Here is a 22,665-nt window from a genome sequence, read left to right as displayed (position 1 = left end):
GGGAGAACTGCCTTGCGCTGCTGGATTTCCGGGGTCAGCCCACGAATCGCAGGTCGGAGATCGCGCCGCTCGACACGAGCATCACGTAGAAGTCGGTCAGCACGAGCGTGCCGAGCGTCGTCCACGCGAGGGTCATGTGCCGGGTGTTGAGCTTCGTGACCTGCGTCCAGATCCAGTACCGGACGGGATGTTTCGAGAAATGCTTGAGCCGCCCGCCGGTGACGTGCCGGCACGAGTGGCAGGAGAGCGTGTACGCCCACAGCAGCACGACGTTCAGCACGAGAATCACGTTGCCGAGCCCGAAGCCGAACCCGGTGGGACTCTGGAAGGCGACGATGGCGTCGTAGGTGTTGACGAGCGAGACGACGCACGCGACGTAGAAGAAGTACCGGTGCACGTTCTGCACGATCAGCGGCAGCCGCGTCTCGCCGGTGTAGCGCGCGTGCGGTTCGGCGACCGCGCAGGCCGGCGGGGAAAACCACACCGAGCGGTAGTAGGCCTTGCGGTAGTAGTAGCAGGTCAACCGGAACCCGAGCAGGAACGGCAGCACGAGCACGCCGAGCGGCAGCCAGGACGGCATCTCGCCGAACCAGTGCCCGAAGTGGCTCGAGCCCGGAACGCAGGACGTGGAGACGCAGGGCGAGTAGAACGGCGTCAGGTAGTGGTATTCGGGCACCCAGTAGGCGGTGCGCACGAATGCCCGGACAGTCGCGTAAACGACGAAGGTGGCCAGCCCCAGCACAGTGAGCAGGGGCGACAGCCACCACCGGTCGGTGCGCAGTGTCCGGGCGGCGAGCCGCGCCCGCCCCGGCGCCCGGACGCCGGTACGGGCGCTGCTGACGTCGTTGTCAGCGGGCGCGCTCACCGCTGGTCGCGCTTGTAGCCACCGACACCTTCGTCGTCGGCGCCGCTCCACAGCGCCGGATCGTAGGGAGTGTCGGGGACAGGCACACGTTCGACGGCCTTCGCCTGCGCGGGCACAGCGGGCGGGTGCCCGTCCAGATCAGCGGTGTCGATGTCGAGCCGCTCGACGTCGTTGGCCAGCCGGCGCACCGCGGACGCGTCGCCGTAGCGCGATCGCAATGCGCCCACGCACTGCCGCAACTGGCCGATGGTGCGCCGAAGTTCGGCGATCTCTGTGGTGGACATCGGAAGCCTCCCTGGTGGTGGGGCCGGCAGTTCGGGTGACGATCAACGCCGCCACGTACGACTCTGCCTCGCGCGGTGCACTGTGACAAGTAGCACATTTACCAGAAGGAAGCATCCTGTACCGGTTGACCTGGGGATTTATGACTAGATAGGGGCCGAAAGTGGGGTCCAGGACGTCACCAGGACGTCAGCCGAACAACTCAAGCTGCCGACGCGAGATCGCTCGACGGCCGGAACACGCTGTCGATCGCCGCGCGCGCCCGCTCGTAACTCGTCTCCATGAGGTGGGTATAGACACGGAGAGTGAACGCTTCGCTGGAGTGCCCGAGGTATGCGGAGAGTTCTTTGATACTCACCCCGCGTGACAGCATCAGCGAGGCGAACAGGTGCCGGAGCGCGTGCATGCCGTCCCGGTCATTGACATAGGCCAGCCCGGCGGCGACGAACGCGGGCAGCCACACGCCCATGTGAAACGACTGGTTCTTGTACGGCACACCGCTCGGCTTGGTCATGAGCAGATTGACCGTCTCGTAAGCCTGCCCGTCCCGCTCGCCCCACGGCAACGTGACCGCGACGGGCGGATACCTCTCGATATAGGCGTCGATCTTCTCCAGCAGCCCGTATCCGAGCGGGATCTCCCGTACCTTCCGCCCCTTCGGAAGCTTGAACTTCTGCACGCCCTTGACCATCACGAGCTGCCGCGTGCACCGGTAGATCATCTTCTTCCGGTCGATGTTGTCCGGGCTGAACGCCAGCACCTCACCCGGCCGCAGGCCGAGGCCCGCACCGAGGAAGACCGCTGGCTTGAACCGGTCCTCGACGGCTTCCTCCAGGGCGTGCACCCGCTTCTCCGGCCAGACCTGCACCTCCTTGGTCGTCGCCTTCGGCCGAGGGATGGTCGCCTTCTTGAGCGGGTTGGACCGCATTTTCTCGTCGACCACCGCAGCGTCCCAAATGGACAGCACGAGGTCGAACACCTGACGCTGGTAGGTGCCCGACAGCTTCCGCTCCTCGTCGTTGAGCCACGCCAACCACTTCCGGGCAAGATCAGAACTCTCGCACATGTCGAGACTCCGCTCCCCGAAGAACGGAAACACGTACTTCTCCAGCTGCGTAGTCATGGTGTTCAACGACGACTCGCCAAGCGGACGGCTTTTCAGAACTTGCGTGGCATAGGTCCGGAACTTCTCCCTGCCCGCGCTCGAATCCCGGTACACCCCCGCGTAAAGCTCGTTCTCGATCTTGGTCTTGAACTCCTTCGCCGCACCGAGCTTCTTGTCCGGGAACGACCGGGATGCCTCCGACTTGTCCGGCTTGACCCAGCGCACCTTGTACCGCATGCCTTTCCCATAATCCGCGGTGCGCTCTTGAACCGGCTTCTTCTTGTCGTTGAGCACGACTTCCCCGGTTTCGGGATCGACCTTGTCCCGAAACCAGCGATCTTCGATGTGTGCCATCAGATTCGCTCCCCCACGTCCCTCATGCGGCAGGCATGGTCTCGGGACCGTCGAGCCATTCCCGAACCGCGTCAGGGTGGTAGCGGACGTGCTTGCCCATCCGCCGCCACGGCGGGCCGTAGTTCTTGTAACGCCAGTCCTTGAGCGTGTCCTCGGGAATGTCGAGGTAGGCGGAGAGATCTTCCGGGGTCCACAGCCCCTCCACACTGACCAGCCGCACACGCGGGTTGTTGTTCATGTCTCCCCCTTCCCAGGTCAGGCAGCCAACGCCGGAATTGCCGAAGTTTCGGGCGGCTCAGGCGGCGGCGATCCGGAGGCAGCTAGCCGAGCCGCTTCGTACTCGGCCTTCCAGGCGCGGCGTTCGGCGATGGCGCGCATCACGAGCTGATCCCGGGGCGGGCAATGCGGGTCGCCAGGATCGACCTTGCGCCATACCAGCTTTTCCGGCGCAGGACGCGGTTTCTCGATCCCCACCGCCGCGAGAGCGGACAGCACGAATCCGACTCGGTCAGCCTTGTGGTCCGCCACGGTCTTGCCCGACCACTTGCGCGAGACCAGCACCCGCCGACCCGGCAGACCGAGCGTGGTCCGCCGATGCGCACGCCCCCGGCAGTGCCCCGGAGTGGTCTTCGCGTTGGCTCCCTTGGGATTGATCCCGTACAGCAGCCACACCGCGCAGCGCGGCGAACACGGGGTGACCGCCAGCTCAGCGTGAAGCCGGTCGTGGTGATCACGCTGCGCCGACGTGTCCGCGTCCACGATTTCACCGGTGGACTTCGTGAGGTACTTGGTCAGATAGCCGATGTGCCGCCCGGCTTCCTCTGTACCGCCGAGGATTCCCTTCGAGTGCACCTGTTCGCCGAACCGCACGACGTGCGCCGGTTCCTCCACTTCGGACACCGCGTCGTCCCACGCCGTCAACGGCTCCTGGGTTTCTGGGTCCACAAAGGAACGAATATCCGGGTCCCACAACGGTTTTCGGTCCCCGCCGTAGATCATGACGTCGTGGTTGGGCCACCACACCTGGTGATAGGTCGCTTCGGTCACGAGCCGGATCACGTCGTGCGAGATCGCTCCCCGCAGCGCGGCATGGAGGTGGGGTGCTGCCCGGCGCTGGGGTTCCACAGTCGCGAAGTACTGCACGTCGAACCCGACCACCCGACGCAGGTTCTGCCACCACCGATCCACCAGCGCGGCGAAGTGCACCGCGTCTCGCGCGGCCCGCCGGTAGTCGTAGCTGGCGGGATCGACCGGGGAGCCGTCCGGACGCACGCGGCCGTAGGTGTCGCAGGTGAGCGTGACGAACATCGACGGCCGGAACCGACCCGCGAACTCCCGCCCCACGGTGGTTTTCGCGACCTTCTTGCGAGGCAGGTTCGGCGCGTCCTGACGGCGCCTGGTCGAGCGCTTCACCGGACGCTTCCCCGGCACGTCGAGGGCCGGAAGCCGACCCGTCATGCCCGACTCGCGCAACTCGGCGTCCACGGTGGACACTTCGGCCCGCAGTTCCTCCGCCTCCGGCTCGTTCCCGGCCGCGACCGCCTCTCGATAGTGCGCGGCCAGATCCGCCCGGTAGGTCAGCAGCTCCCGTTGAGGCTCGGTGGGCTCCGCGCGGGTGATCACGGGTTCTTCGGTCAGGTGCCAACCTTCCCGGCACTGGGCCTGCCGCAGCGCTTTGGCCTTGCGGGCACACGGCAAGCACACCGATTCCACTGTCGAGCCGCACGGCACCGGGACGTAGCGCAGCTCCCCCGTGTCGGTGTCGGCAACCTCCATCGTGAACGGCCGCACGCACACCCCGTGCTGCTCCGCAGTCGCCTTGACCACGTCAGCAGCAAGGGCACCGCGGATTCGCTCCCGACGCGCCCCGGCCGGCATTCCCTGACCAGCGGTTTCCTGTGCAGAGGTCGTCATGCCGCCTCCTCCCCCGCGCGCGCCCACTCCCGCAGCAGCCACACCGGCATGTCCTGATCCGTCTGCGGAGGCAGATCGGGAAAGGTGCTCGGGTCGAACGGAACTCCGCCGTAAACCCGGACCGGGATGCCGCACGGCGTCCGTCCAGTCAGCTCCAGTTGCACCCGCGCACCATCCGGCGTGCGCCACAGGCTCACCCGCGCCCCATCGAGCGTCGCCGCCCAGGTAGCCAATCCCGCCACGACGCCAGGCAAGGTGTCGGTGTCGAGAGCCACGGTGACCGGCGCGGCCCAGGTGGTGACCTCCACCGAGCAAGCCGGAGGCAACGCATGCGAATCGAGGTGATCCCGGATCGCATCGAGGAAGACCATCAGCCGGTTCATGCCGTCCCCCTTTCGCTGCTGCCACAACGGTTGTGGGCGAGGTCGATCACCTGTGCCCCGCCGTTGGTGACGTAGTCCTCCAGCGCCTTCACCGTCGCGTCCGACACCCAGCCCGCGCGGACCCGCAGGGGTTCGCGGATGCCCTCGCCCCACACGTAGCCCACGCCCGGAGTGGACTCGGGGATGCGGTTGGCCCAAGCCCCGCGCTCGTACGCGCCGTCGCCCAGCACCATCGACACCTGAGACTTCGAGGTCACGCGCAGGCACACTCGGCGAGTGAACAGCTCCCGCACCGGAACGGTTTCCTTCGTCGGGTCCTGCACATAGCCGCGCACCGAAATCAGCGCAGCCCGCCCTTGGGTGTTGAGCACCGAGACGTGTTCGGTGATCGCGTCGCGGGTCTTGCGGTCGGTGTAGCGCGTCAGCGCCGCCAACTCGTCGAACTCCAACAGCTCCAACGGAAACTCTTGCGAGAGCGGCACTTCCCGGGTCTGCCCGGCGAACGCACGCTTGCGCCGCTCCAGCTCGTCCCGCAGCGCCTCCAGCACCTCCAGCGCTTCCGCGCCCGACACCGCGTAGCGGGAGAAGATCCCGCGCCCATACGCGAGTTCCATGCCCTTCGGGTCCACACCGGACACCCGCACCAACCCCGAGCGAATCGCCGGAGCAGCCGACACCAGCGGCGACCACATCACCGAGTTCTTCCCCGCACCCGACGCACCCGCCACGAGGATGTGCGCACCGCCGCCGAGCAAGGGCAGCCGCCAAGCCGTCCCGTATTCCGTGGAACCGGCGAACACCCGCCGCAGATCCACCGCCGACGCCTCGGCCACCTCCTGCAGCGGTAGGCAGGACACGGCCGAGGCCAGCAGGTCCCGGCGCATGAAGTCCACCGACACCACATCCGGCGAGATCTCCCGCACCTGCACCCGCGTGACCCGCCGAGCCGTCGCCAGCGCACGGGTGGCCTCGCCGAAGTCCTCCGGGGTCTGGCCCGGCACGAGCCGTACGCGCACCTCATCCCACGAGGGGCCGGAGCGGACCCCCAGCACGCGCGGGAAGGCCACACCCGCGTCACGCCGAGACTGGGCCGCCACTTCGCGCTTGCGCCGCCGCGAGACGAGGTTCACGGTCACGTCCACCGGGATCGCTTCGTCGCGCACCGTCAGGCCGCAGGCATGCAGCCAGCCCGGGAGCTTGCGCCCGTAGACAGCCCAGCGCAGCCACCAGGCACGCACCCAGCGACCGCACCACTGCTCGAATCCCACCGGCCAGCCCAGCCGCCACACGAGCGCTACCAGGCCGACCGAGCCTGCCGTGATCGCCAGCGAAGGCCAGCCGAGCCAGTGCCACCACACGCCGAGAGCGAGCACGGCGAGGCAGGTGCGCCAGTGCGTGGCCAGTTGCCGAACAATCCAGCCGCCCACACGCACGAGGCCCCACAGGGCCAGGCCGAGGAACGCCAATGCGGCCAGGGTTTCCGCGATCGCCGCGAAGGCCCGGCCGAGTTTGGCCAGCACCCACACCAGCACCGCCAGGCCCGCACCGCCGACAATCACCGCTACCGCGTTCATCGACGCTCACCGCCCTCAGCCGCGGCGAGGTCAAGCGGCAGCATTCCTTGACATGCCGCGCACTTCGTCTCGCCCCGCACGAGACGGGCGAACTTCTTGCATGCGGCGCAACGCATCCGGGTGACCCCAGTTGACGCACGCCGTCCAGAACCGGTTATGTTCGTCATTGTTCACTTCCCAGTGGACAGCGCAGAACCGGTGAAGGTTGGTCGCCAGAGGCCGGTTCTGCGTTTATACGGAACAATTCCGCCCATTCAAGGGCGCGTTGAACACAGCACACGTCGCCGTGCGCTTTTTTCAGTACTCCCGCTCGGTTTTCGGCTAGTCGGTGGTCGATTCGTCGGCGGTTGGTTCCTCGCCAGTCAGGAGCCGGTTCAGCCCGGCGTCAGTCGCCCGCCGCTGCGCCTTCACCTCTTTCAGGAGCTGATCGACCACCACCGACAAGCGCGCCAGCGATTCCGCCGGAGACAACGCCGCCGCCCTCAACCGTCCGATCGTCACTTCATACGAGGCCGCTTCCTTCCCGACCAGGAACACGCCCATCGCGCGATGCGGGCAGTACACGACGTCCGAGGTGTCCTTGAGCGCGTACCGGCTGAACGCCTCCTCCGTCACCGCCTGACTCGGAGCCAGCCGGATCGTCATCGTCCGCGACAGCCCGACCAAATCCTTGAGGAACCGCGTCTGCCGCAACATCACCTCGGCATCCCCGAAATGATTCCGCAATGCCTCCGAGCCGATGAACATCTCCGCCTTCACCGCGCCCGCACCGAACAGAATCCGGTTGCGATCCATCCGGCTCTCGACCACCTGGTCCAGCTTCTGCTTGTCCCGCAGGTCCGGGCCAAAGACAAGCCGCGCGTAATCCGGGACCTGCAACAGATCCGGAATCAACAGCGGAGCCCATACCGTCACGGCCGTCGCGACCCGCTCGTGCGCGATCAACGTCGTGTAGTGCGCCGGGTCAGCCTGCGACCCCACCGACGACCAGCTCGGCCCTGTCACGCCCCGGGCCAGCAGCATGATCCAGGCTTTCCGCTCCCCCGTCACGCCAAGCGCACCGAGCACGTTCGACACCTCTTCCGGGGTCGGGACCCGCTGACCGAGTTCCCAGTTCGACAACAACGCCGGGTTCACCCCGATCCGCCGTCCCAGCTCCCGCAACCCGAACCGCGCCTCGATCCGGGCATCCCGCAACGCCGCACCCAGGCCGCGCGCTCGCGGGCTCGCCATATCCGTCCCACGCATCTACGCCGCCTTGCTGTCACCAGTTGCAGACGCAGACCGCGACGGCTTCGCCGCAGCAGCCTTGAAGCCGGTCGCCCGGAACACATACGTCTGGTACTTGAACTCGCCCTGACCGCCGACACGCGGCTCAGCCGTGAGCCCCTCCAGCTCGATCGGCCGCATCCCCGGCAACGCCTCCGACGTCGTCGGCACGGGCTGCACGTCCGCCAAGAACGTCACCTCGAACGACGCCCGCTTCGCCCGCGTCTCGCCCGGGTCCGTCACCGCAGCCCTCCACTGCCGCTTGCCAGTCACCTCGTCAATGCGCTGGCGTACGGGCCGACCCGCCGCGCGATCCTCCCGAGACTGATACTCGTTGTCCGGAATCACTTCGCCCACCATCACAAGCCCCTGCGGGAACGCGTCGTCGAAGTCGATCGCAAACCGGTGTCCCTTTTCGATAGCCATGCTGAATTTCCCTTTGCTGCTCTGGTTTTTGTGCGCTCAGTCGCGCTCTTCCGGCCACTGGTCGCCGAGAGGGGAGGAGTAGGTGCGAGTACGGTTCTGCGTCTCGCACCACTCGCCGAACTCGCCAGCGGCCACCGAGAGACTCCGCGCAAACCGCGCGGTGTCCATCAGGCCGCCGATCCGAGCCGGTACCTGGATCACGATCGCGGTCTCATCGCCCCCGGCCACCAGCTGGCGAACCCCAGGGGAAGGCGACACGACGGCAGCGCCGTATCCGACGAGGGGCTGGATCACCACGTGAATGCCCATGTGCTCTCCCGATGTCTCGGCTTCCGCACGCCCGATTTGGCGCGCTGGGATCAGGAGACACCCGGGTAAGGCAGATCACCCGGACAAACTGTCCGGGTAGGTTCGCGCAGGTCAAAACTGCGTGCTCGGCACCGCCGGAGCAATCAGAATGACCCCGTGACCGAAGACCGCGCGACCCTCTACGCCAGCTGGAACCGCACTCGCCGACACCTGGCCGCGGCACGGGCCGACATCAGCGACCAGCCGGACGTCGACCTCTCGATCGCAGACGACTTCATCCAGCACAACGAACTCGGCTTGGCGTTCGACTGCTTGGTCGAGATCGGCGACGAGGTGAACGCGCGCGTGGCGTTCTGGCGAGCACTGGACGAGGCAGCGCGTGAAATGGGGCTGTACAAGGAGCCGCAATCAGGTTCGGCCAGGCTCTGTCTAGAACGGTTGGCCGCAGCGGAGTAACCTGCCTCAGCTCTCGACCGGCACAGCCTTCTCGATCGCTGCGAGCATCACCGACCAGGGCAGATCCCGGCCGGGAGCGCTGCGCGGCTCGTGCAGCGGCCAGACGTCGTCACCGTAAAGCAGCTCGACGCCGACCCGCCGCAGGTTCTCGATGTGCATCTCCCAGAACGGCTGACGCGCATGCGCCGCGTTCACGCGCGGGAAGACTACGACCGGCAGGTTGTGCGTGCCAATGGCCTCGTTGACCTGCGTCAACGCCTGATTGTCCGCAATGCCAAGCGACATCTTCGCAACCACGTTCGCCGAGGCCGGCGCGACCAGATAGCAGTCCGGCGCAGGATGCGGACTGCGCTCCGACGGCGACCGCGGCTCGACCCGCACCGGGTAACCCGTCGCTTCCTCGATCTCCGCCAGCGCACCCGACTCAGCCAGCCAGCGCCCAGCCGTCGGGGTCAGCGTCACCGCGACCGTCCACCCCGCAGCCTGAGCAGGTCGGATCAGCTTCGGAAGCAGATCTTCGACCCCGCCCGCGCCGGAGCCGACCAGGCCGAGAACACGCGACGACATCCGCCTACCTCACCGCGCCGCAGCGCTCAGCCAGCGCCAGCAGCGCCGAGGACTTCTTGCCTGCCGAAGCTGGAGCACGCCGATACATCGACCGCACGACCTCACGCACCATCGTGTTGTGCCGGACAACAGTCGGCGCTTTCGTCTCCGCCTCCAGCAACGCGTCAAGCGCTTCGTCGTCCTTCGCGACCAGGCTCAACGCTCGCGCGAAGTCGATCAAGTGTGTGACCTGCCGCTCCACCGGCAGATGCTCGACGTTGACGCGCGGCGCAGACTCGATCACCTGCCCGACGTCGCCGAGATCCAGCGCCGCCGACAGCCGGTGCAGCTCGACGTTGGCCGGTCCGAACCCGGTCTGCCAGTAGTTCGCGTCCACCCCGAGCTGGTCCGCCGCCCGGTCCGCGTGCCCGAGAAGGTCATTCGCCGTCGACCGGTCCTGATGCCGAGCCGCGGCCACCGCAGTCCGGAGGTAAAGCATCCCGTAGAGGCTCAGCGCCGCCGGATCACCTTCGGCCATGCGCGGCAGCAACCACTTGGCCGCGACGTCGCCCAGCTCCAGCGCGTCATCGAAACGACCCACCGCCAGCAGCGCATGCGTCCCCGACCGCGCGGCCGAGGCCAGCACCAGCGGATCATCCGCATCATCAGCGGCCTGCATCGCACGTTCGGCCGCGATCCACGCGAGGTCAGCTTCACCGATCTTGCTCAGCGTGGTCGCGGCCAGGTGGTGAACCCGGGCCGACACCGCCGCGCACGCCCGCTTGTACGTCGCGTCATCCGAGGAAGCGGCCTCCATCGCCTGACTGGTTTTGATCAGCCCAGGCAGCGCCGCGACGACCCGACCGAGTTCGCCGTTCTGATAGCTGGACCAGGTGCCTTCCACCAGCTGCGCAACCGGCGCGGGGTCGATGTACTCGGGCGACATCGCCGAGGAAAACAAGGTCCGGGAGAGCCGACGCGGAGCCATCAGCGCGTCGCGGATAGCCGGGACATCGTCGTTCTTCTCCTGGTCCTCCAGCAAGACCGGTTCGCCGAGCAGGTCGCCGAGCGTCACCCGCAGGGCCTGCGCAACCTCCGCCAGCACGTCCAACCGGCGGATATCCCGCTCGCCGCGCTCGATCTTGCTCAACCAGTCCTCGGTGCGACCCACCAGGTCAGCAAGCACCGCCTGCGACAGACCACGCCGCCGCCGGTAGAAGGCAATACGCTCCCCGATGCTGAGCTGATCACCCGCACCTCGCATACCTCCCAGGTTAACAGCGCACCTGTCGGTCAATCGTGACCGATGCACACCTGGAGGGTCGCACAAGGCACCGTCAGTCGAACACTCCATCTAGAAATGGGGTGTGCATAGGTATCAGGTCCGGACCAGCGTCTCGACTAATCTTAACCGCTTTATCGAATGCGCTTCGGTTTCTACGGCGAAGGTTTCTTGCCGCTCGAACAAAGTCTTCAAGATCATGGATTGATCTTTGAGTGAAGCAAAAGTATGGCGGCACATCCGGATCATCGTCATCCAGCAGAAGTGTTATAAGCGTCGAAACGTAGCCTTCGATGTATGCAGCGTCGTCATAACGGCCGCGATCAATGGCGTTACCCAATAGCTTTTCATAGTTTCGACAGAGTTCAGCAACATGGTGCCTGTCAGAGTACTCACCTGTCGCACGTCTAGCACGAATACGCCCCGTCGCGTCGAGCACTCCATCCAAATAGAAGTGACCGTACAAAACTCCCGGAAGATCAGTGTGATTTATGTCTCGAATTGCACGCCGAGCCGACAGTGATTTCTCGAAGAAGTCTTCAGCCCTGTGGTACACCGAATCCGGCAGATGACAACCATGCTCTACAATCTTTTCCTTCATCTTATGCAGAAAGAAAGTGCCGTCAGTGACAATCTCCTTCATTCCGAACCTTTTAGCCTCCTCAGAAGGAAACGGGCTCACAAAGTAGTTCTTTGGGTTCATCTTGCCCAAATCCTTAGTGAGCGCGGTGTAGATATCCTGGAAATCAGGATCGAGCATCGAATACCCGATGAAGACAACAGGCCGAGTGGCTATGAAGTGGCGAAGAGTGCCACCCAGTGCACTTCCTTTCAGGGATTCCAAGCATTCATTGTAATCTTCACGCGTAGCAACCAAGGAAGATATCACATTAATTGAACCATGAATCTTGTATACCTTGCGGCCCTTGAAATTAATCAAAGCATAGTCATCGCCGGTAACCATTGGTATTGCGCCGCACTCTTCCTCGAAGAACGCGTCCCAGTTCGTCGTTATTATGTCCACAATATAAGGCATCGTGGCCAACTCGCGATGAAACCTGGTGGCCGCACCGAGCAATTGCGGGAAAGACTTAGTGTAGTCGAACCTCTCCCATATCTTCTCGACCAGTCTAACTCGACCGAATTCTCGCTCATAAGCGCTCATCACGTCCGGAAATGAGTCACTCTCAGGAGGAGATTTAAGAGAACTCTTAATATCGGCGTACATAGTCTGCGGAAACACTGCTGGAACTTCAGTACTGACGCCCGCACCCGCAAATATTACGAGGGAGCCGCTATGTGCAGCATCAACTAAATCTTGCGGAAGTTCGAATGGCTTATTTAGTCCGCAAAGCGCGCAGTGGGCGACCGCTTCCGCAGTTTCGGTGTTGATGCTCTCTTCGGTGGAGTCCAATTTTCGCCCCGTGGTCCGCGCCAGTTTTGCTCATCATAACCCCGACAGCGCAGAGATCTGCCGAATTTGGCTCTATGGGATCAAGGCGCGCCGCCTGCGGCGGCGCGCAACCGGTCACCTCGCGTAGGGCGAGACTCGCCGGTGGCTGGGCGGGCCTCCGCTAGCGCTCCGGCCGGCCCGCCCGGCGAGCCCGCCGCAGACTCGCCCGGGGTGCGCACACCGCCACAGGCGGCGCGGAAGGCTTCCCAAAGGCACGACCGGGCAGCCACAGCCTCAGCTCAGCCGCCCACCTCCGGCGTCGGGCCGTCATCCTCGCGCCCGATGATCGAACGCCGCGCCACCGGCCTCAAGGGCGCCTCCGGCGTCGCTGCGCGATGAGCTTCGCTCACCCTTGACCCCGGCACCGCAGCACTCAAGCTGGCAAGGGCGAGAACGACGGATCAGACCACCCGACGCCTCCCGCGGACCCGGTTCGCCACTCCGAGTAGTCAGCCGCCAAACACGGCTAGAGGCCGGTCCGCCGGGCCGCAAACGGGCTCAGACAGACCGGCCTCAGGACGTCTACAGGACGTCAGAGATCCAAACCGGACCAGACCCAACCGGTCCCGACCGACCCGAAAACGCAGGTCAGAGCGTTATCCGAGGGAAAGCCCGCAGGTCTGGAAACCCCCTCGGCAGAAGTAGCACATTTACCAGAGCGGGGCATGTTGTACCTGTTGACCTGGGGTTTTCTCGCCAGATAGGGGCCGAAAGTGGGGTCTGGGCCGTCTCTGGGACGTCAGCCGCGCAAACTCAAGGTGCCTAAGCGCGTTCTGCCGATGAGCGGAACACGCCTGCCGCAGACAGAGAGTCATCCAGCCGTCACCCCACGCGACAGCCCGCTACCCTGCCGGGTCTTCGCCCGCCAAGAGCTTCGTCAAACCCGTCTCGTTCGCCTGCCTCTGGGCGTTCACCTCCTCCTCAAACTCGGCAGCCGCGGCCGACAGGCGTTGCAGTGAATCTTCCGGGGACAGCGCGGACTCCGCCAGCTGCTCGATGGTTCCCACGTAAGGAGCGGCTTCCCGACCGGCCAGGAAGACGCCTGCGCGCTCGTGCGGGAAGTACACGACGTCTGTCGTATCCCGCTGCCGGTACCAGCTGAGGGCTCCCGCCGGCACGGCCTGGCTCGGGGCCAAGCGGATCTTCACCTTCGCCGCGATCTCGATGAGGTACCGCACCTGCCGCAGCATCAGCTCGGCATCTCCGAGGTGATTGCGCAGTGCCTCGGTGCCGATGAACAGCTGCGTCTCGACCGCTTCCTCGCCGAACAGAATCCTCTTGCGGCTCAATCGGTTCTCGACGACCTGCTCCAGGATTTCGTTGTCCCACAGGCTCGGGCCGAACCTCAGCCGCGCGTAGTCGGGGATTTGCAGCAATTCCGGGATCTCCAGCGGAGCCCACACGGTCACCGACGTCGCGTTGCGCTCGTGCCCAGCTACCAGCGCGTAATGGGCCGTGTTCGCCTGCGATCCGGGCATGATCCAGCTCGCCCCGGCGAGTTCGCGCGCCAGCTCCATGATCCGCGTCTTCTGCTCGCCGACCACCCCGAGCGCGCCCAGCACCCCGGCCACGTCTTCCAGCGTCGGGATCTCCCGGCCCAGCTCCCAGCTCGACAGCAGCGCCGGATCCACCCCGACCCAGCGTCCCAGCTCGCGCAGACCGAAGCTCGCCTCGATCCGGGCATTCCGCAATGCCCTGCCCAAAACGCGCTCCCGCGGAGTGGGCGTGTCCGAATCTCGCATCCACCGTCACCTCCAGCCGCGGATAGTGCCTGTTCCACATTGCTAACACCTATGCCTGTCGCCGATCCGTGTCAGCGGCCGCAGACGAGACGGCTTGAACCCATCGTGGGAGCCCTGCAACCTGGCTCGACATCCGGAAACACCTCGGCTTCGGCGACACCAACCGCACGCCCCAGAGCGCCACCGCGCGACCATCCAGCTCGGCGCGTCACCCCATAGGGGGTTTCTGAATCGATTTTGTTTCCGGCAGGTTTTCGGGTTACCGTGTGCACCGTCACGTTCCCGCGACGCCAGCGCCGTCGTCTCGCGAACCCGTCACGAGCCGGGAGCTTGAGATGAGCAGCAGCCCGAACCCGACCGCCGCGGTGCACCGCGTGCTTGCCGACGTCACTGACCGGATCGCCGAGCGCAGTGCGGACACGCGGGCGGCGTACCTCGCCCGCAACGCGGCCGCTTTCGAGGAGGGGCCGGTCCGCCGCGGCCTCGCTTGCAGCAACCTCGCGCACGGATTCGCCGCCATAGACGGCGTCGACAAGCAGGCGCTGCGCCAGTTGCGCGCGCCCGGCGTGGCCATCGTGTCCTCCTACAACGACCTGCTCTCCGCCCACCAGCCGATGCAGGAATACCCGGCGTGGCTGAAGAAATCGGTCCGCGAAGCCGGTGGCGTCGCGCAGTTCGCCGGCGGAGTGCCCGCGATGTGCGACGGCATCACGCAGGGCCGTCCGGGCATGGAATTGTCGCTGTTCAGCCGCGAAGTGATCGCGATGGCGACGGCGATCGCGCTGTCCCACGACATGTTCGACGCGGCGTTGCTGCTGGGCGTGTGCGACAAGATCGTGCCGGGCCTGTTGATCGGCGCGCTGTCGTTCGGGCATCTGCCTGCGGTGCTCGTGCCTGCCGGGCCGATGAATTCTGGCTTGCCCAACAAGGAAAAGGCCCGCGTGCGGCAGCTGTACGCGGAGGGACTCGCGACGCGCGAGGACCTGCTCGACGCGGAGGCGGCGTCGTATCACTCCGCAGGTACGTGCACGTTCTACGGCACCGCCAACTCGAACCAGATGGTGGTCGAGGTGATGGGCCTGCACTTGCCGGGCGCGAGCTTCGTGCCGCCGAACACGCCGTTGCGCCGCGCGCTCACCGAAGAGGCCGGCCGACGCGTCGTCGAGCTGTCGCGAGGCGAGGCGTACACGCCGATTTCGCAGGTGCTGGACGAAAAAGCCTTCGTGAACGGCATCGTCGCACTGCTGGCCACCGGCGGGTCGACGAACCACACGATGCACCTGGTGGCGATCGCCGCGGCGGCGGGGATTCAGCTGAGCTGGGACGATTTCTCGGATCTGTCCGCGGTCGTGCCGCTGCTGGCGCGCGTGTACCCCAACGGCAGCGCGGACATCAACCACTTCCACGCGGCCGGCGGCATTCAGTTCCTCGTCGGCACGCTGCTCGACGCGGGGCTGCTGCACGAGGACGTGCAGACCATCGCGGGTCCCGGTCTGCGCCGGTACACGCAGGAGCCCATCTTGTCGGACGGCGAGCTGGTGTGGCGGGACGTGCCGACACGCAGCCTCGACGAAGAGGTGCTGCGTCCGGTGTGGCGGCCGTTCGCGCCGGACGGCGGGCTGCGGATAGTGGAAGGCAATTTGGGCCGGGCGGTCACGAAGGTGTCGGCAGTCGCTCCGGAGCACCGTGTGGTGGAGGCGCCGGCGCGAGTGTTCACGTCGCAGGAGGCGTTCCGGGTCGCGTTCGAGGCCGGCGAGCTGGACCGCGACGTGGTCGTGGTGCTGCGCCAGCAGGGTCCGCAGGCGAACGGCATGCCGGAGCTGCACGGTCTGACCCCGGCGCTGGGCGTGTTGATGGACCGGGGTTTCCGGGTCGCGCTGCTCACCGACGGCCGGATGTCGGGTGCGTCGGGCAAGGTCCCGGCCGCGATTCAGGTGACGCCGGAGGCCGCGGTGGGCGGGCCGATCGCCCGGATCGCCGACGGCGACGTGATCCGGTTCGACGCCCGGTCCGGATCGCTGGACGTGCTGGTCGCGGACGACGAACTGGCCGGCCGGAACCTCGTGGACGCCCCGCCGTCGGAGGCCGCGTGGAGCGGGACCGGGCGGGAGCTGTTCGGGGCGTTGCGGCGCGCGGTCGGCCCGGCTGACCAGGGCGCGAGCGTGTTCGGAGCGCTCACCCCGGAGCTGGACCTCGCCCGGGGCGTTCCGCCATTCGGAAGCGGGACAATGGGCGAGTCCCCGTATGCTCTCCAGACCCAGGAGGTCGGTCAGTGACCACCGGCACGGACCTGCTCGCCCTGTCCCCCGTGATGCCCGTCGTGGTGATCGACGACGTCGACGACGCGGTGCCGACGGCCCGCGCCCTGCTCGCCGGCGGGATCGGGGTGATCGAGCTGACGCTGCGCACGCCGGTCGCGCTGTCCGCGATCGAGCGGGTGGCCGCGGAGGTGCCGGACATCGTCGTGGGCGTCGGCACGGTGACGTCGCCGGAGCAGGCGAAGCAGGCCGCTGACGCGGGCGCGAAGTTCCTGGTGACGCCGGGCTGCACGGACGCGGTGCTGGACGCCGCGTTCGCCACCGGGCTGCCGTTCCTGCCGGGCGCGAGCACGGTGTCGGAGGCGATGCGGCTGGCCGAACGCGGGCTCACCGCGCTGAAGTTCTTCCCGGCGGAGGCCAGCGGGGGCGCGGCGTTCCTGAAGTCGATCGCCGGACCCCTGCCGCAGCTGCAGTTCTGCCCGACCGGCGGGATCACGCTGTCGTCGGCCCCGTCGTATCTGGCGCTGCCGAACGTCGGCTGCGTCGGCGGTTCGTGGCTGACGCCCGCGAAGCTGCTGGCGGCCAAGGACTTCGCCGCGGTCGAGAAGCTGGCTGCCGAAGCCGCCGCGCTGCGCTGAGCCGCTCCGGAAACCCGTCGCCTCCGGGCTGGAGGTGGCGGGTTTCTTGGTGTCGTAGAGCGGTCAGTCGATCGTCACGTCGTCCAGCATGCTGGATTCCGCCCCGAACTCGCGAAGCTCCTCGCGGATCACCGTGTACGCCATGCCTTGCGGATAGCCCTTCCGCGCGAGGAACCCGAGCAGCCGCCGGATCGCGGTCTGCTCGTCGACGTTCCCGAGCGACCCGAGCCGCTTCCGCACCAATTCGCGAGCCCGCTGCTCCTCGGACTCCCGGTCGACTTCCTCCGCCGCTTGCGCCGCGATCTCCCCGTCGACCCCCTTGCGCCGCAACTCCGCGACCAGCGCCGTACGCGACAGCCCTTGGTTCGCGTGCCGGTTGCGGACCCAGGTTTCGGCGAACTCGGCGTCGTTGACGAGACCGGCGCGGTCGAGCTTGCCGAGCAGGGTTTCGACGGTCTCGCTGTCGAAACCCTTGCGCTGCAACGCCTGCCGCAGCTCGTCGACCGTCCGCGGCCGGGCGGCGAGGAGGTCGAAGCAGATCTCCTTGGCCTTCTTGGCCCGCTCCTCCGGAGGCAACTCCGCCGGCTCGACCTTCGGCACCCTGGCCACGAACGCACTCCTCTTCCCGGCACCGTCCTCGGACGACGGCACCGTCACCTCGTCACCCGTTTCCGCCGCCCGGCACCACAGCCCGACACCGGCGCGAATCCCGGCGGACGACAGTCGCCGAACTCGCACTGGCTCGGACCGGCAACCATCGCCAACCTCTGCCAGCCGCCGCGGACGCGGCCTCGGACCGACCCCGCGCACCGCGCGGCCGACCCGTCCGCGATTCGCTCGCTGCTGAACCACGCCCGCCCACCTGCCGGGAAGCCCTCCGCGCAGGACGAGAAAGGCTCCGACACAAACCGGAACACCGCCACCCCGGCGAGGCCGTCGCGGAAGACCGCCCCGGGTTCAGCGGTGGACCGGTGTCCGACCCGAGCACCGGGGAGGGAACCTGCCGATCCCCTCCCCTCCCCGGATCAGAAGTCGACCGGCGCGGGCACTGCCTCGGCTTCGGCGTCGACCTGCGGGCCGATGCCGAGCTTCTCCTTGATGCGCTTCTCGATCTCGTTGGCGATGTCCGGGTTGTCGCGCAGGAAGCGGCGGGCGTTTTCCTTGCCCTGGCCGAGCTGGTCGCCCTCGTACGTGTACCAGGCGCCCGACTTGCGCAGGATGCCCTGGTCGACGCCCATGTCGATGAGCGAGCCCTCGCGCGAGACGCCCATGCCGTAGAGGATGTCGAACTCGGCCTGCTTGAAGGGCGGGGCCACCTTGTTCTTGACGACCTTCACGCGGGTGCGGTTGCCGACCGGCTCGCCGCCGTCCTTGAGCGTCTCGATGCGGCGCACGTCGAGCCGGACCGACGCGTAGAACTTCAGCGCCTTGCCACCGGTGGTGGTCTCCGGCGAGCCGAACATGACACCGACCTTCTCGCGCAGCTGGTTGATGAAGATCGCGGTGGTGCCGGAGTTCGACAGCGCACCGGTGATCTTCCGCAGCGCCTGGCTCATCAGGCGGGCCTGGAGGCCGACGTGCGAATCGCCCATCTCGCCCTCGATTTCCGCGCGCGGCACGAGGGCCGCGACGGAGTCGATGACCAGGATGTCGAGCGCGCCCGAGCGGATCAGCATGTCCGCGATCTCGAGCGCCTGCTCGCCGGTGTCCGGCTGGGACACGAGCAGCGCGTCGGTGTCGACGCCGAGCCGCTTCGCGTACTCCGGGTCGAGCGCGTGCTCCGCGTCGATGAAGGCCGCGATGCCGCCGTTGCGCTGGGCGTTGGCCACCGCGTGCAGGGCGACCGTGGTCTTACCGGAGGATTCCGGTCCGTAGATCTCGACGACCCGGCCGCGCGGCAGGCCGCCGATGCCGAGCGCGACGTCGAGGGCGATCGCGCCGGTGGGGATCACGGCGATGGGAGGCCGGGACTCCTCGCCGAGGCGCATCACCGAGCCCTTGCCGTACTGCTTGTCGATCTGCGCAAGGGCGAGCTCGAGCGCCTTGTCCTTGTCGGGTGCTGCTGGCATGGAAGTCCACCTCGCTGGTTGGGGCCTGTGTGTGTTCGGTTGTCCAGTCGGGCTTGTCCGGCGGTCAAACCCTGTCCGGTCCGACGCTACGGGGAGGGACCGACAATTCCAGGCGCGGCGACCGATCTGTGGATCGCTGGCCCCGTTGTGCACAACACCATAGACGAACAGGTGTTCGAGGCTCGCGGCGACACGCCCATCCGCCGCGGTTTTCGCCCTTCGCGGCGACCGGAACCGGCAAACCCCAGGTCAGCGCCGTTCCGGCGGCACCTCGAACTCGACGCAGACCGCTCGCCAGATCTCCTTGGCCGGCGTTCCCGCGCTCAGCGCCTCTTCGACCGTGCGCCCGCCGAGCCCGCTGAACACGTGGTCCTTGGCGAGCATCTCGGCGCGTCCGGACCCGAACTCCTCGGCCATCAGCCGTCGGAACACCGTGATACGCATCGGGCGAATGCTAGCTTTCCCGGCTCCGGCCGGGATCACTCCCCCGGCTGGACGTTCTGTTCGAAGTAGTCGGCCAGCGCGCCCGGCGTGGCCGCCTGCCCGCCGGAATTCACCTGATAGAGGAATCCGACGAGGGGCCGGTCCTTCACGGTGAACACGAGAACCGCCGACGACTGCCCGGCCGCGGCCGCGTAGTGCCCTTCGAGAGCGTTGCCCTTCCAGTCCGCTTCGGTGCGGTCGCCGCCCGCGGAGGACAGCAGTCCGTCGGTGTACTGCTTCAGCTCCGCTGTCGACTGTCCCTGCACGTACGTCACCTGAGTGCCCGCGCGTCCCGGCGCGGCGCACGTCGACGCGGCCCCTAGGCTCTTCGCTGGAGCGGCGGGACCGTTGCCCATGCCGGGCGCACAGCCGCCGTTCTCCGCGACCTTGCCGGCCAGCTGACGCATGCAGCCGGTCATGCCGGAGGAGTCGGCTTGCCCTGGCGTACGGCACTCCTCGGCGGTGTACGTCGTCACCGACGAGCCCTTTGTTGTGAAGAACACCGTCAAGCCAGCCGCGAGCACGACGACGACAGCCGCTGCGATGCCGATCCACAGTTTGGTGCGGTTCTTCTTCTCCGGCTTAGCGGGCGTGTACGTCGGGAAGTTCGACGGTGCCGGCGAAGACTGGAACGGCGGCATCGGCTGTGGCTGCGTCGGCGAGTACGCCGAGTAGTTGCCCTGTGGCGCAGCAGGAGGCGCGTACGGCGCACCTGACGCCACCTGGCCCTCGACGTTCTGCGTACGCATCGACAGTCCGTCTTTCGCGACGTGCTGTGCACCTAGCGCGACGGCCGTCTCCGGCTGGTCGAGACTCGTGGGGACGACGCCGAGCTTCTCCGCGATCATCGACCCGACCAGCGGCAACCGGCTCGAACCGCCGACGAGGTAGATGCCGGCGAGACGATCCGAGCTCAGCCCGGCGGAACGCAGCGTCCGCGAAAGCAGCTCGACGCTGCGCAGCATTGCCGGACGCACCAAGCCTTCGAGCTCTCCGCGCGTGACGAGCACGTCCTTGAACGGCTCCGGCATCGGCACCTCTGTCTGCGGATGCCGAGACAGTGCCTCCTTCGCAGCCTTCACGTCTTCTTGCAGCGCGCGTCGCGTACGCCGATCCGCAGTGGACTCGGGCCGAAGCAACCGCTGCCAGCGCTGCGGGTCCGAGTGCGACACCTCACGTCCTACGTGGACCATCAGCGCCTGGTCGACGTCGAGGCCGCCGAGGTCGGGCAGACCGTCTTCGGCGAGCACTGTGTAGCCGTTCTGGTTCGCGCCGACGACTGCGACGTCGAAGGTGCCCGCGCCGAGGTCGTACACCGCGAGAGCCTGCCCTGGAGCCAACGCACGCTCCGGGAACGACGCGAAGTGCGCCGCGGCAGCGACCGGCTCCGGCACGAGGACTACGTTTCCGCGGATGCCGGCGAGTCGCGCCGCGCTCAGCAGTACGTTGCGGCGCACCGGACCCCACTGCGCGGGGTGCGTGAGCCGGACCTCGTCCGGCTGTTCGCCGCCGAGCTGGCGCGTGGTCTCGTCGAGCACGCGGCGCAGGATCGCGGCGAGCGCTTCGTTGACCGGCACGACATCTGTGCCGAGCAGCAGTGTCTGCTCGTCGATGCGCCGTTTAGGGTTGGGCTCGAACCGGGTCGGGTCGAGCCGCGCACGACGTTCGGCGTCCCGGCCGACCATGAGCGTGCCGTCTTCCCCGGCGAACACCGCGGAGGGCATGTTGGCCGACCCGTCGACCTCTACGACGCGGGGCGGCCTGCCGTGCGCGGAAAGGACGGCAACGGTGTTCGACGTCCCCAGGTCCACCGACAGGATCCGCACAGTAAATTCCCCTCGACTCAAGCAGCGCTGGCGGAGATGCTGCCACGTGCCCGGTCACCGTGCGTGCGGACCCGCGAAACTCGCGACGCACGCAACCCCGGGAAGCGACGGAACGTCTCGTCTTCCGAGGACGGGGAGGCAATGACAGAGCTAGCGGACAAGACCCGCCGAGACCAGTTCGGACAGACCGACGCGGACGGTCCGGCGCACTCCTTGCGGGTCGCGGCGGGCAAGTGGAGCCGTTCCGGCTACGTGCACGCGGCGGTGCTGTACCTCGTGGTGCGACTGGTCGGCCTCGGCGCGCTCGCCGCCATGGCCGCTCCCCGGGACCTGCCGCTGGGAGACCGGCTGCAGTCCTGGGACGGCTGGTGGTACCTGCAGATCGCGGAGCACAACTACACCGGCGTGAGCAATCCGCTCGACGCTGCCGGGCTGCCGTATCCCGACGCGTCGTACGGCTACTTCCCGCTCTATCCGGCCTTGACCGGGCTGCTCGAGAAGCTGCCCGGAGTGACGTACTTCGGGGCAGGCATCCTGCTGTCGACGCTCGCCGGAATCGCGGCGGCGACGGCGATGTACCGGATCGGCCGACACGTCCACAGTCATCGGGCGGGGTTGCTGCTCGCGGTGTTGTGGGGCGCTGCGCCGATGGCGATCGCCGAAAGCATGGTGATGACCGAGGCGCTCTTCACCGCGCTCGCCGCGTGGGCGCTGGTCGGCGTGCTCGAACGCCGCTGGTACCTCGCTGCGACCGCGACGCTGTTCGCCGGGCTCACCCGGTCCACTGCGTGTGTGCTGGTGGCTGTCGTGGTGGTCGCCGCGGCCGTCGACGGGTGGCGGAACCGACAGCGGGGGAACGCGCTCGTGTGCGTCTTCGTCGCGCCGCTCGGCCTGCTCGGGTACTGGGGATTCGTCGCGGTGCAGACCGGCAGCTTGACCGGTTGGCAGGACGTCGAACTTCGCGGCTGGAACACGCGTTTCGACGCCGGCGGCGAAGCCTGGAAGTGGATCACGCAGACGCTTTTCACCTCGGGAAACGCGTGGGAGACGCTTGTCGTTCTCGTGATGCTCGCAGCGATCGCGCTCGCGGTCATCTCCGTCACTGGCCGCCGGATGCCGTGGCCGTTGGCCGCCTACGCGGTGGGTGTCGTGGTGCTGGTCCTGTGCAGTGCCGGGCTGCCCGCGCTGAAGTCGCGGTTCGTCCTTCCCGACTTCGCGCTCCTGCTTCCCGTCGCGATGGGGCTGGCCGGGCGCAAGAAGTCGACGATGATCGCCGCGGCGACCGTGTTCGTGCTGGTCGGGGCCTGGTATTCGGCCTATTCGCTGACCGTGTGGAAGTACGCGATCTAAGCCGACCGGTCACCCACACGAGGGGATCCGGACCGGACCGCTCTGCCGAGGCCCCGGAAATTGTCGGGGGCGCCGCGCATG

General features: G+C 67.1%; 22 protein-coding genes. 4 read left to right on the top strand and 18 right to left on the bottom strand.

Annotation, left to right across the window (positions count from 1 at the left end; all coding sequences use genetic code 11):
- Positions 1 to 34: 34 nt before the first annotated feature.
- The 10 genes from CU254_RS09640 to CU254_RS09595 form a co-directional block, all read right to left on the bottom strand.
- On the bottom strand, positions 35 to 865 hold the full coding sequence (locus CU254_RS09640) for a hypothetical protein (protein WP_009075087.1): 831 nt from the start codon (positions 863 to 865) through the stop codon (positions 35 to 37).
- Complete coding sequence (locus CU254_RS09635; RefSeq protein ID WP_009075085.1) at positions 862 to 1,149, bottom strand: hypothetical protein; 288 nt, start codon at positions 1,147 to 1,149, stop codon at positions 862 to 864. Before CU254_RS09635 ends, CU254_RS09640 begins: the two co-directional genes overlap by 4 nt.
- Positions 1,150 to 1,349: 200 nt before the next feature.
- A complete protein-coding gene (locus CU254_RS09630) occupies positions 1,350 to 2,606 on the bottom strand; it encodes a site-specific integrase (RefSeq protein WP_037713099.1) in 1,257 nt (418 codons plus the stop codon).
- 22 nt (positions 2,607 to 2,628) lie between these two features.
- Positions 2,629 to 2,844 (bottom strand): helix-turn-helix domain-containing protein, encoded by a 216-nt coding sequence (locus tag CU254_RS09625; protein ID WP_037713098.1) that lies wholly within the window; start codon positions 2,842 to 2,844, stop codon positions 2,629 to 2,631.
- A 17-nt stretch (positions 2,845 to 2,861) separates the two neighbouring features.
- Positions 2,862 to 4,520, bottom strand: a complete 1,659-nt coding sequence (locus CU254_RS09620; protein ID WP_009075082.1) for a replication initiator — start codon at positions 4,518 to 4,520, stop codon at positions 2,862 to 2,864.
- Positions 4,517 to 4,903: a hypothetical protein gene (locus CU254_RS09615; RefSeq protein WP_037713094.1), complete on the bottom strand. Its 387-nt coding sequence runs from the start codon at positions 4,901 to 4,903 to the stop codon at positions 4,517 to 4,519. The genes CU254_RS09620 and CU254_RS09615 overlap by 4 nt, the downstream gene beginning before the upstream one ends.
- Positions 4,900 to 6,477, bottom strand: coding sequence for an FtsK/SpoIIIE domain-containing protein (locus CU254_RS09610; RefSeq protein ID WP_009075080.1), 1,578 nt, complete (start codon positions 6,475 to 6,477; stop codon positions 4,900 to 4,902). The genes CU254_RS09615 and CU254_RS09610 overlap by 4 nt, the downstream gene beginning before the upstream one ends.
- Before the next feature lie 321 nt (positions 6,478 to 6,798).
- The gene (locus tag CU254_RS09605; RefSeq protein ID WP_009075078.1) at positions 6,799 to 7,725 is read right to left on the bottom strand and encodes a Scr1 family TA system antitoxin-like transcriptional regulator; all 927 of its coding nucleotides are present in this window, start codon (positions 7,723 to 7,725) and stop codon (positions 6,799 to 6,801) included.
- A complete protein-coding gene (locus tag CU254_RS09600) occupies positions 7,726 to 8,172 on the bottom strand; it encodes a hypothetical protein (RefSeq protein WP_009075076.1) in 447 nt (148 codons plus the stop codon).
- A 36-nt stretch (positions 8,173 to 8,208) separates the two neighbouring features.
- Complete coding sequence (locus CU254_RS09595; RefSeq protein WP_037713092.1) at positions 8,209 to 8,481, bottom strand: hypothetical protein; 273 nt, start codon at positions 8,479 to 8,481, stop codon at positions 8,209 to 8,211.
- A 156-nt stretch (positions 8,482 to 8,637) separates the two neighbouring features.
- On the opposite strand from CU254_RS09595, the gene CU254_RS09590 reads away from it, so the two are divergent.
- Positions 8,638 to 8,937, top strand: coding sequence for a MafI family immunity protein (locus CU254_RS09590; RefSeq protein WP_037713091.1), 300 nt, complete (start codon positions 8,638 to 8,640; stop codon positions 8,935 to 8,937).
- A 6-nt stretch (positions 8,938 to 8,943) separates the two neighbouring features.
- Here the strand turns inward: CU254_RS09590 and CU254_RS09585 are convergent, their stop codons facing one another.
- The 4 genes from CU254_RS09585 to CU254_RS09570 all read right to left on the bottom strand — a co-directional run bounded on the left by CU254_RS09585 (position 8,944) and on the right by CU254_RS09570 (position 13,960).
- Positions 8,944 to 9,504, bottom strand: a complete 561-nt coding sequence (locus tag CU254_RS09585) for a flavoprotein (RefSeq protein ID WP_009075074.1) — start codon at positions 9,502 to 9,504, stop codon at positions 8,944 to 8,946.
- Between the two features lie 4 nt (positions 9,505 to 9,508).
- Positions 9,509 to 10,747, bottom strand: a complete 1,239-nt coding sequence (locus tag CU254_RS09580) for a helix-turn-helix domain-containing protein (protein ID WP_037713089.1) — start codon at positions 10,745 to 10,747, stop codon at positions 9,509 to 9,511.
- Positions 10,748 to 10,820: 73 nt separating this feature from the next.
- On the bottom strand, positions 10,821 to 12,179 hold the full coding sequence (locus CU254_RS09575; protein WP_009075070.1) for an SIR2 family protein: 1,359 nt from the start codon (positions 12,177 to 12,179) through the stop codon (positions 10,821 to 10,823).
- A gap of 881 nt (positions 12,180 to 13,060) precedes the next feature.
- Positions 13,061 to 13,960 carry a Scr1 family TA system antitoxin-like transcriptional regulator gene (locus tag CU254_RS09570; protein WP_009075068.1) on the bottom strand — a complete coding sequence of 300 codons (900 nt, stop codon included), beginning with the start codon at positions 13,958 to 13,960 and terminating at the stop codon, positions 13,061 to 13,063.
- A gap of 335 nt (positions 13,961 to 14,295) precedes the next feature.
- Between CU254_RS09570 and edd the strand changes: the two genes are divergently transcribed.
- Positions 14,296 to 16,236, top strand: coding sequence for a phosphogluconate dehydratase (gene edd / locus CU254_RS09565; protein ID WP_009075067.1), 1,941 nt, complete (start codon positions 14,296 to 14,298; stop codon positions 16,234 to 16,236).
- Complete coding sequence (eda, locus tag CU254_RS09560; protein WP_009075066.1) at positions 16,233 to 16,856, top strand: bifunctional 4-hydroxy-2-oxoglutarate aldolase/2-dehydro-3-deoxy-phosphogluconate aldolase; 624 nt, start codon at positions 16,233 to 16,235, stop codon at positions 16,854 to 16,856. The genes edd and eda overlap by 4 nt, the downstream gene beginning before the upstream one ends.
- A 63-nt stretch (positions 16,857 to 16,919) precedes the next feature.
- Here the strand turns inward: eda and CU254_RS09555 are convergent, their stop codons facing one another.
- The 4 genes from CU254_RS09555 to CU254_RS09540 all read right to left on the bottom strand — a co-directional run bounded on the left by CU254_RS09555 (position 16,920) and on the right by CU254_RS09540 (position 21,234).
- Positions 16,920 to 17,465 (bottom strand): regulatory protein RecX, encoded by a 546-nt coding sequence (locus CU254_RS09555; RefSeq protein WP_037716844.1) that lies wholly within the window; start codon positions 17,463 to 17,465, stop codon positions 16,920 to 16,922.
- Positions 17,466 to 17,881: 416 nt separating this feature from the next.
- A complete protein-coding gene (gene recA / locus CU254_RS09550; RefSeq protein WP_009075062.1) occupies positions 17,882 to 18,925 on the bottom strand; it encodes a recombinase RecA in 1,044 nt (347 codons plus the stop codon).
- Positions 18,926 to 19,174: 249 nt separating this feature from the next.
- Positions 19,175 to 19,369 carry a DUF3046 domain-containing protein gene (locus CU254_RS09545; protein ID WP_037713086.1) on the bottom strand — a complete coding sequence of 65 codons (195 nt, stop codon included), beginning with the start codon at positions 19,367 to 19,369 and terminating at the stop codon, positions 19,175 to 19,177.
- A gap of 35 nt (positions 19,370 to 19,404) precedes the next feature.
- Positions 19,405 to 21,234: an Hsp70 family protein gene (locus CU254_RS09540; RefSeq protein ID WP_037713084.1), complete on the bottom strand. Its 1,830-nt coding sequence runs from the start codon at positions 21,232 to 21,234 to the stop codon at positions 19,405 to 19,407.
- A gap of 141 nt (positions 21,235 to 21,375) precedes the next feature.
- On the opposite strand from CU254_RS09540, the gene CU254_RS09535 reads away from it, so the two are divergent.
- Positions 21,376 to 22,584 (top strand): hypothetical protein, encoded by a 1,209-nt coding sequence (locus CU254_RS09535; protein ID WP_009075056.1) that lies wholly within the window; start codon positions 21,376 to 21,378, stop codon positions 22,582 to 22,584.
- Positions 22,585 to 22,665: the final 81 nt, after the last annotated feature.

Source organism: Amycolatopsis sp. AA4 (assembly GCF_002796545.1).
Taxonomy (GTDB): domain Bacteria; phylum Actinomycetota; class Actinomycetes; order Mycobacteriales; family Pseudonocardiaceae; genus Amycolatopsis.
Note: the sequence above shows the minus strand (reverse complement) of the source record. Positions and strands in the feature narration are given on the sequence as shown.